This window comes from Emticicia sp., from assembly GCF_049241225.1.
In the GTDB taxonomy this organism is placed as follows: Bacteria; Bacteroidota; Bacteroidia; order Cytophagales; family Spirosomataceae; genus Emticicia.
The window spans coordinates 7,719-16,215 of sequence record NZ_JBMLRC010000049.1; the positions used below are offsets into that span (position 1 = coordinate 7,719).

6 protein-coding genes are annotated in these 8,497 nt (G+C 36.6%); 1 reads left to right on the forward strand and 5 read right to left on the reverse strand.

The genetic code is table 11. The features are described from left to right. The 3 genes from ACOVO2_RS03125 to ACOVO2_RS03135 form a co-directional block, all read right to left on the reverse strand. Positions 1-2,082, reverse strand: a 2,082-nt coding sequence (locus tag ACOVO2_RS03125; RefSeq protein WP_421768571.1) for a carboxypeptidase-like regulatory domain-containing protein, incomplete at its 3' end; no start/stop codon positions are given. Between the two features lie 219 nt (positions 2,083-2,301). Continuing rightward, positions 2,302-3,291 (reverse strand): FecR family protein, encoded by a 990-nt coding sequence (locus tag ACOVO2_RS03130; RefSeq protein WP_421768572.1) that lies wholly within the window; start codon positions 3,289-3,291, stop codon positions 2,302-2,304. 201 nt (positions 3,292-3,492) lie between these two features. Beyond that, positions 3,493-4,092 carry an RNA polymerase sigma factor gene (locus ACOVO2_RS03135; protein WP_421768573.1) on the reverse strand — a complete coding sequence of 200 codons (600 nt, stop codon included), beginning with the start codon at positions 4,090-4,092 and terminating at the stop codon, positions 3,493-3,495. An 85-nt stretch (positions 4,093-4,177) separates the two neighbouring features. Here ACOVO2_RS03135 and ACOVO2_RS03140 point away from each other — a divergent pair, with 85 nt between their 5' ends. Beyond that, complete coding sequence (locus ACOVO2_RS03140; protein WP_421768574.1) at positions 4,178-6,010, forward strand: ABC transporter ATP-binding protein; 1,833 nt, start codon at positions 4,178-4,180, stop codon at positions 6,008-6,010. Between the two features lie 913 nt (positions 6,011-6,923). On the opposite strand, the gene ACOVO2_RS03145 is transcribed toward ACOVO2_RS03140, so the two are convergent. Together ACOVO2_RS03145 and ACOVO2_RS03150 are read right to left on the reverse strand one after the other, a co-directional pair. Then, the gene (locus ACOVO2_RS03145) at positions 6,924-8,303 is read right to left on the reverse strand and encodes a sensor histidine kinase (RefSeq protein WP_421768575.1); all 1,380 of its coding nucleotides are present in this window, start codon (positions 8,301-8,303) and stop codon (positions 6,924-6,926) included. Next, on the reverse strand, positions 8,300-8,497 hold a 198-nt coding region (locus ACOVO2_RS03150; protein WP_421768576.1), incomplete at its 5' end, for a winged helix-turn-helix domain-containing protein. The genes ACOVO2_RS03145 and ACOVO2_RS03150, both read right to left, overlap by 4 nt.

Here is an 8,497-nt window from a genome sequence, read left to right on the forward strand (position 1 = left end):
ATTCGAACCAAAATCGCTATAATTTTCGTAACGGAGAGCTGCTCCAACCAAAAATGCTTTCGTAATGTCGCTTTCAGCTTCTACATAAATACCGAGGTTTGTTCGGCCCCATTTTCCGGCAGCTTTATTGCTAAAACCCTCGCGACCACTCGAACCAACATCTTTTGTTCTTTTCAATGGGCCTGCTTCATAAGAGGCTGGGTCGCCCGCAGTGAGTTTGTAGGTTTCGTAGCGGAATTCAGAACCAGCACCCAAACTCAGATTCGGATAAGCACCTTTGTTGTACATTCTCGATACATCAGCATTGATTAATGTTTGTGAGTTTTTGGTTTGCCCAACATAAAATTCGGTTGGTGAAGCCGCACCCAAACTTGGGTTTACGGTGTTTTTTGCGTACCAGTCTACTTGATTTCCACCTTGCGAAGCACTAAAATCTGCGTCCCAATTTGCTCCAATTTTACCTTTGATACCTGTCACGATTGAATAGTCTTGTAAATCGGCAGGAGCAATTGGATTATAGCCATTCGGGAAGATTTCGAGTACCGAACGACGGGCATTTGAAGGTGGGCGAGTGAATACACCCGTAACTACGTGTTTGTGTGTATACCCACCGAAAGCATACCATTTCCAATTGCTATTCAATTGAATACCCATGTTGCTAAACAAACCAATAGTGGTGTTTTCGGCCGAACCTAAAATAGCTCGATTCAAATCAATGCCATTTTTAGCTACCAAAGCGGCATCTTGTACGGCATCTCTTACATAATAACCAGCAGCTGCTTTAAATGGGCCAGAACGGTCGTAACCATCTGTATGTGAGTATGTTAGCGTAGTGTTAATGTAGCCTTTAGAAGTAAGTTTTAGACCAAAGTTTACGTTAGCATTGTAGGTTAATCCATCAGTTATTGTGGTAGGGGCAATGACTCCTGTTACATCAAGATTTGGTTTTGAATAACCAATACCTGTGAAAATATTTACCGCTCCACCTTCCGAGGCATCATTTAATTCAAGGTTTATAACACCCGCAATGGCATCAGAACCATATTGTGCCGCTGCTCCATCACGCAAAACTTCCACTCTTTTCAACGAAAGTGCAGGCACTACGTTGATGTCAGTTCCTACTTGTCCTTTTCCAACGCCATCGTTGATACTCAAAAACGATACTTTATGACGGCGTTTGTTGTTGATGAGCATCAAAACTTGGTCAGGGCCAAGTCCACGGAGTGTGGCAGGGTCAACAAATGGTGCAGCATCATTGATACCAAACTTTACGGCGTTGAATGAAGGTGCTGCAAAATGGATTGTTTGGCCTAAATCAACTTGACCTGAGGTCTGTAATTCTTTGGCATTTATTACATCAATCGCCACCGGACGGTCGAGGTCGGTGCGAGGTTTTGCAAAGCGAGAGCCAACTACAACTACGTCGTTGAGCAACGAAACATCTTCGACCAACTTTACAACAATGCTTTCTTTACCAACTTTTATTTCTTGACTTTTATAACCTAAAAACGAAGCAATCAGTATATCACCTTCTTTGGCATTAATGCTAAAATTACCGTCGCTGTCGGTTGTTGTTCCACGATTTGTCCCCTTTATTGTTATATTAACCCCTGCAAATCCTTCGTTTTTTTCATTAGTTATCCTTCCTTTGATCGGGTCTTCTATTTTTTGAGTCTCCAGAGACTGTAACCCGTTTGGGATGGGTGTTTTCGTGTTTTGTGTATCTACACTCAAAATTATTTGTCCTCCAATAACTTTATAGGCAATATTAAGTGGCTTAAAGAGCGTTGAAAGTACTTCTGATAATGGTTTTTGAGCCGCATTGATACTTACTTTTCTATCGGTTTGAATAGTGGTAGAGCTAAAAACAAATTTAATTTCTGATTGAACTTCAAGTTGGCTCAAAACCTTTTTTAAAGTCAGGTTGTCGGCTTTTAGAGTAATGCTTTTATTCATTATATCTTGAGCTTTTACATCAAAAGCAAAGGATATTTGTGCAAAAAAGCCTACAATCAGTATTTGTAGCAGTGAAAATTTCATGATGTTCAGCAGAAACGTACGGTTTTGTTGAATTTTTTTCATAGATTTGAAATGTTTTGTTGAATTAAGATTTGACAAAAGGAAGCCCGGCAGTCACTTTCTGAGTGAATGAAATATTGCAAAAAATATGGGCTGATTAGTTGGGTCGACAATGCTGGTACCATTGTCGGCCTTTTTTTCTGAAGGAAGTGCTTACATTTTTTTTATTCTCATAAGATTTTTAAATTGTTGTAAATAATAGGTTAGTATTTATGGGGAAGTTTAAGGCTGAGTTATCAGGATAGTCGTGCCTTTTACTTCATAATGTGCATTGATAGCGGTGCAGATAATATCTAATTTGGTATATAGGTCTTGGCTTGAAATATCGGCTGTTAAAAGCGAGTGATTTAGTTTTTCGTTTTCGGTCGTAATTTCGATGCCGTATGCGGCTTCGAGTTGTGTCAAAACTTCTGAGAGGGGCGTTTCGTCAAACTTAAAAGCAATCTTTTGGGTTTCAATTACCACATCTTGAATGACTGGTTTTTCTACCAAACCAGTTACAAAAAGTTTATCATCTTCAAAAAACGTTACTTTCAAGTTTGGCGTGAGCAATACACCGTTGTCTTTCTTATTTTTGGCGTTTTTCTCATAAACAGCCACTCGACCTGTTTTAACTTCTACTTCAACTTTTGCTTTTTTTGACGAACGAATAAAAAAACTCGTACCTAAAACCTTAGTAATTGTGTTGCCAGTTGTTATCAAAAACGGACGCTCTGGGTTTTTGGTAATGCTAAAAAAAGCATCGCCTTCTAGAGTAAGTTCACGTTTATTGCCCAAAAACTGTTGCGGATACGTGATTTTTGCTTTAGGTGAAAGTTGCACCTCACTGCCATCTTCTAAGCGAACCAACACAACTTTGGTAGATAAATTTTCTTTCGTAATATTATTACCAAATAAGGTGGTTACTAACTGTTGCTCGTTTTTGGCTGGAAGTAGAAAGTAAATTCCTATGCCCAATAATAAACAAGCGGCAATACCAATTCTGAAAATTTGTGTTTTCCAGAAAGGAATAACTTTTGCTGGTTCTATGTTATTTTCCTGAATCGCATTCCAGATTTTTCCTTTTAAAGAATACCACTCCACTTCCGATTTGGGTAACTGTTGGTCATTTCCTACCAACTCATACCATTGCTCAACCAACGCTTTTTCTTCGGGTGAACATTTCCCCGATAAATATTTATCTAAAATCGAATCGAATCCTTGTTTGCTCATTTGTGTCTGAATTTGAATGAAAGTCGAAAAAACAATAAGTACCCCTAAAAGAAAATAAATAATCTTTGAAAAATACAATAAAGTGAGTAATAATACTTATTTATTCTTGGAAAATTCATTGTGATTATTTGTCAGTGAGGACACTGACAATGGAGTAAATCGTGAAAAAAATCAGAAATAGTGAAAAAAATCACCTTGAAGTTAGAGAGAATGAAACAGCATAAGTAGAATATAAAAATCTTTGAGATGCTCACGCAAGACCTTTAAGGCTTGGGTGATGTGATACTCAACCGATTTTTCAGAAATATCAAGTTCCGATGAAATTTCTTTGTGCGATTTTTCATCAAACCTACTCATACTAAAAATTTGTTGGGTTTTTTGGGGGAGTTGTGCCATTGCAGTTTCGATGGCCTTTTTTAGAGCATCAACAGTCAGGGTTTCTTGCGAAACAACGTGTGGTTCTGCATATACATCCGTAATATTTCTGCTACTGATAACAGCCCTGAGGTGGCTAATGATTTGGTATTTGAGTGCCGTAAAAAGATAGCTTTCGAGGTGAATGATGCTTGTGGAATTGCGTTTTTCCCAAAGTTTTATGAAAATTTCTTGAACAATCTCAGCCGCAATTTCTTTTGAATTGGTTTTAAAAACTGCCAAAGAAGTTAGTTTTTTCCAATAACGCTCATAAATTTCCGCAAATGCTTTTTCCTCATGCCGATTATCTCGCAGGAGTGATACTAGTTGGTCATCTGTTAGATTCGTTAATGTCATAGAGTAGGTTAGGAAAACAAATATATACATTTTTTGTGTCATGCAAATCTCTCTTTGATAAATCTGAACCCAAAAAGCTTTTATGCAGTTAGATCTGTGTACCAAATTATAGAAAATGGCTCGACCTATCATTGATCCCATCGAAACAAAACCTAATATTAAGCAACGCTTGAAAGCACTTGGTAATTTACCCGCTTTTTTGCGTGAGGTATATCAAACTTCACCAGCTTTGGCGATTGGTAATATGCTGCTACGCTTGATGCGTTCGGCCATTCCAATTTCGATTTTGTATCTCGGCAAACTTATTATTGATGAGGTGCTAGTGCTGAGTATGAGCAAGTCGGATAATTTTACACACATATATTTATTGATAGCTGCTGAGCTTAGTCTCATGATACTCAGCGATTTACTTTCTCGTGGTATTTCGTTGACTGATAGTCTTTTAGGTGATTTGTTTGCTAACCGAACTTCAATAAAATTAATGAAACATGCCGTTTCGCTCGATTTGTCGCAGTTCGAAAATGCCACTTTTTATGATAAACTTGAGCGTGCTAGGCAGCAAACTAACGGCCGGACGGTTCTGCTTTCGCAGATTTTAGTTCAGGGCCAAGATGCCATAACGATGGGGCTTTTGCTTGTCGGTCTCGTAACTTTTAACCCATGGTTGATTGTTTTGTTATTGGTGTCAGTTATTCCTTCATTTATTGGCGAGTGGCATTTCAATGCCAAAAGCTATTCATTACAAAGGGGGTGGACTCCCCAACGAAGAGAATTAGATTATTATCGTTTTATTGGTGCGAGTGATGAAACTGCTAAAGAAGTAAAACTTTTTGGGCTTTCAGATTTTATTATTGGTAGATTTCGCAATTTATCCGATCGATATTTCAAGGAAAATAAAAAATTGGCGATTGAACGTGCCTCTTGGGGGTGTTTATTGGTGGCAATCGGAACTTTGGGCTATTTTGGTGCATACACTTTAATCATTCTTGAGACCGTCAAGGGAATCGTAACAATTGGTAGCTTGACGTTTTTGGCTGGTTCGTTTCGACAATTAAAATCTTTATTAGAGGGTATTTTGGGGCGTTTCACTAGTATTTCACAGGGTGCATTATATCTCAATGATTTGTTTGAGTTTTATCAAATTGAGCCACAAATTGTTTCTCCAGTTCAACCTAAAACTTTTCCCGACCCGATTCGAGAGGGATTTAAGTTTGAAAATGTTGGTTTTAAATACCCAAACTCTGATAAATGGGCAAATAGAAATCTAAATTTTGAGTTGAAAGTAGGAGAGAAGTTGGCTTTGGTTGGTGAAAATGGCTCAGGAAAGACAACTTTGGTAAAACTTTTGGCCAGATTATATGACCCAGATGAAGGCCGAATCCTGCTCGATGGTGTCGATTTGAAAGAATATAATTTGGTAGAATTGCGTGAGCACATCGGTGTGATTTTCCAAGATTTTCAGAAGTTCAATTTTACTGCGGGCGATAACATTGCAGTAGGAGATATTGAATCTCGTGAAGAACTCCCCGAAATTGAAAGAGCTGCCCATCAAAGTTTGGCTGATACGGTGATTGAAAAATTACCACTCAAATATGACCAACCTCTGGGACGTAAATTTTCTAAAGGAATTGAGCTTTCGGGTGGTGAATGGCAGAAAGTTGCATTGGCAAGAGCTTATTTGCGTGAAGCAGATGTGCTCATATTGGATGAACCAACAGCTGCTCTCGATGCTCGTGCCGAATATGAAGTTTTCCGACGTTTCGCCGAACTAACGAAAGGAAAAACTGCCATTCTGATTTCACATAGATTCTCAACAGTTAGAATGGCCGACCGAATTTTGGTACTTGATAAAGGGAATTTACTTGAAATCGGAACGCATGAAGAGTTACTCATAAAAAATGGTCGCTACGCCGAATTATTTTATTTACAAGCAGAAGGTTATAAATAAGAGATTATATAAAGTAAGAAAACTGCCATGGTGTCATAGCAGTTCTCTGGTGAAATAAGTAGTTTATTCTACCGTTTTTATTTATTGATGGCTATAAGGTTGAGGTATAAAATTATATATTTGTTGTGAAATCAATAACTTTTTGAAAAGTTAAACAAGGTATTAAGCTGAAATTTGGAAGAGGTTTGCTTGTGAGAAATCCAATCTAATTCTTGATAAGTAAATTTCGATTTTTTTATAAGTGGAATCGAGTTAAATCCATTTAATGGCAATTGCAATTGATAATTTTTGGGTAAAAATATTGAATCGATATTTTTTGATTCAATAAAGTTTTCGAACTGTTGAACACGATACCCATGAAATATTTCGTAGCTAATAGATTTTATTCGGCTCTCGAATCTGTTTTTTAAAATAGAAAGTGCTTGATCAAATTCTATTGTTCTGAGAGACTCTACAATTTTCTTGGGGTTATAAAAAAGTAATTCTGTAATCGAATTTCCCAGATCTTCCGAGTACATTAAAACCACTTCCACCTCGTAGGTATCTAAATGATTCATAGCTAATTTTAGTGTATTGAGTGACTCTACACGGAAATCTGTAGGAATTAATATCTTTGCTGCCATACTCCAATTTTTTAAGTGGAAAAAATAATGTGCAAAACTGCTTATGGAAAATGAGAGCGAGTTAAGAGGTAGATTAAAATTGAATTAGAATTTTATGAAATTGAAAAAAAAACTAACTTCTCACAACTACAGTTTGGATCAGCTGAATAATCTATTATCTAATTTAGGGTTTTGTAGATAATTTATAGTCAGTCATTTATGAGAAAAATGCACCTGTCGATTGTTTTCGAATATTTATTTTTCTTGAAATTGGTTGCTTAAAGTATAAAAATTGGAAGGATATTTTTTTGTCAAGTTTTTTGGATTTTTGCAAGTGGAAAATGAAGTTGAACAGTCGTGCCTTCATTAACAAGAGAAGATATTAAAAGCTGACCATTATGAATTTTAATGATGTTTCGAGTAAGCGGAAGTCCGATACCATATCCTTCTATGTGGCGGGTATTTGATGCCCTAAAGAATGGGTCGTAGATAAACTTGATCTCCGATTCTGGAATGCCGATTCCCTGATCTTTAATAATCAATAAAACTTGGTCTTCGCTCGAGGCTATGCTTACATTAACAGGCTTATTACTCGAATATTTACATGCGTTACTCAGAAGATTTGTAAAAGCGAGTGATAAAAGTTGTTTATTTCCCATCACTTTGAGCTTGAATGGATTTTCAGGCAAAAGACTAAAATCAATTATGATATTATTTTTTGGATTCAGTTTATCAATGATTCCTTTTGCTTGCCAGAGAAGTTCATCAGTACGTAAAATTTCAAAATTTACCTTCTTGTCACTATACCCTGTTTGAGCAAGATATAGTAAAGTCTGGGTTATCTGATTGAGGCGTTCGGCTTGTCCTAGTATACTAGTTAAAGATTGTTGATATTCTTCGGGGGTTCGTTCTTTCATGAGCATAACTTCGGCTTCACCCATTATTGATGTAAGTGGCGTGCCAAACTCGTGCGAAGCGTTACTCACAAAGTTTTTTTGTGTTTCAAAAGCAGTTTCCAGCCGATTCAGTAAGTCATTAAATGTCGAAATAAGTTGGCTAATTTCGTTATCATTATACTTTTCCTCGATTCGTTGATGAATATTTTCGGTACTGATTTGTTTTACACTATCAGTGATGTTTTTAATTGGGTCGAAAATGTGTTTGGAGAAATAGAATGAAAGCGATGTAATGAAAATGACTATCAGAAAAACCGCAACCAAGATAATGTTTCGCATAAAAATAAGGTGATGCGAAGCATAATAATTCTTGGCCGAAACAATTACAATATATTGTTTATTATTGCTGTTATAGCTGATACCTGAGTAGAAGGTCTCATTTACTTGAAGTGTTGATTTTGCTTTATTTAAAATCTCTTCTAAAAAACTGAGCGGTAAATTTGTCTTTTTAGCTAAGTCTGATAAATCCTCTTCCGACTTAACTTCGTACCGATAATCTTTTTCTTCGCTTAGCTTTTCAAGATTTTCATCCCTAATTTTCTTAAAAGACTGGGCATCAATTTTATCGGCATCATAATTATATTTTGCCGAGATTTTCGCTCGGGTCTCTAAGCGTTTATAAAAGTCAGCATAGGAATAATTGTATAAAAAATAGTAGATGCTTCCGCCCAAAAGTAATAGCATTATTACATTTGTCAGGATAAGTACTAATGCTATTTTCAATTGAGTTTTCATGCTTCTTTTAATACATATCCCATGCCAATGACTGTATGCACCAGTTTCGGTTCGTAGTTAGAATCTATCTTTTTGCGTAAATAATTAATGTAAACATCCACCACATTGGTAGCCAAATTAAAGTTAATATCCCAAGCACTTTCAAGCAGATCGACTCTTGATAATACTCGCCCTTTATTTTTTATGAGCGTAAA